At 65.7% G+C, this 1,413-nt stretch carries 2 protein-coding genes; both read left to right on the plus strand.

Annotated features, from left to right (window positions below):
* The coding region (locus tag ACLQ3C_RS21395) for a Mu transposase domain-containing protein (RefSeq protein ID WP_425707104.1) at window positions 1-609 on the plus strand (609 nt) is incomplete at its 5' end.
* Between the two features lie 56 nt (window positions 610-665).
* Window positions 666-1,413 (plus strand): IS21-like element helper ATPase IstB (gene istB / locus ACLQ3C_RS21400; RefSeq protein ID WP_425707105.1); only part of this gene is annotated, 748 nt, incomplete at its 3' end.

The following is a 1,413-nucleotide window of genomic DNA, read 5'->3' on the forward strand; positions in this document are numbered from 1 at the left end:
TCCGAACGAGATGCGTTACACCCGTTGCCGCCCAGACGATTTGAACTCGTCACCTACCATGTGGGCAAGGTCGCCCCGGACTGCCACGTCAAAGCTGGGCCCGCGTTCTACTCGGTGCCGTGGCGGCTGATCGGCCAGCGTGTGCGGGTACGCACATGCGGGGACGTGGTCCAGGTCTTCACCGACGACACGGTCGTGGCCACCCACGTCCGCCACCTCGGTGGCCGCGCCACCAACTACGAGCACTACCCGCCCCACAAAGTGGCCCACCAGTTACGCACCGTCGTGTGGTGCCGGGCACAGGCCGAACAGATCGGGGAACACGCGGTAGCCGTGGTCGCCGAACTCTCCCAGGTCAACGCCATCCACCGGCTCCGCGCCATCCAAGCCATCGTGGGCTTACGCACCAAGTATCCCGACGACCGCATCGACGCGGCCTGCGCCCGCGCTATCAGAGTCGGCGATGTCCGGGCACGCACCATCAAAGGCATCCTGATCGCCGGCACCGAACACGACGACACCGCCGCACCTCTGGCGCTGGTGCCACCGGCGTTCCTGCGCGGCCCGCAGGCCTTCGCCGATGACACCGACTCAGCCGCCAACCAGTAGACCACAAACACTAAACCCTCTCGCCAACACACTCTTTCGCATCAAAGGACATTCCCATGACCATTCACGACCCCAGCCTGCGCGCCGCGCTCAAAGCGTTGAAACTGACCGGCATGCTCGACACCCTCGACACCCGACTCGCCCAAACCCGCGACGGGAAACTCGGGCACCTGGAGTTCCTGCAGGTCCTCTGCGAGGACGAAATCGCCCGCCGTGACACCGCCGCGCTGACCCGGCGGGTACGCCGCGCCCGATTCGAACAATCAGCGACCTTCGACGACTTCGACTTCACCGCGAACCCGAAACTGCCCGCCGCGATGCTGCGGGACCTCGCCGCGCTGCGCTGGCTCGACGCCGGCGAATCGGTCATCCTCTACGGACCAGTCGGAGTCGGCAAAACCCACATCGCCCAGGCACTCGGCCACCAAGTAGCACTCCGCGGACACGACCTCCGATTCGTCAAATGCGCCCGCATGCTCGCCGACCTCGCCGGCGGACACGCCGACCGCACCATCGGACAACGCATGCGCGAATACACCCGCCCCGCCGTACTCATCATCGACGACTTCGCCATGCGAGAGCACACCACCACCGGCTCCGACGACCTCTACGACCTCGTCTCCGACCGTGCCATCGCCGGCAAGCCATTGATCCTGACCAGCAACCGCGCACCCAAAGACTGGTACCCCCTGTTCCCCAACCCCGTCGTCGCCGAATCACTGCTCGACCGCCTCATCAACACCAGCCACCAAATCCTCATGGACGGCGCCTCCTACCGACCCCGCAAACGTCCCGGACGCACCA

This window comes from Gordonia sp. DT30, from assembly GCF_049844915.1.
GTDB lineage: Bacteria > Actinomycetota > Actinomycetes > Mycobacteriales > Mycobacteriaceae > Gordonia.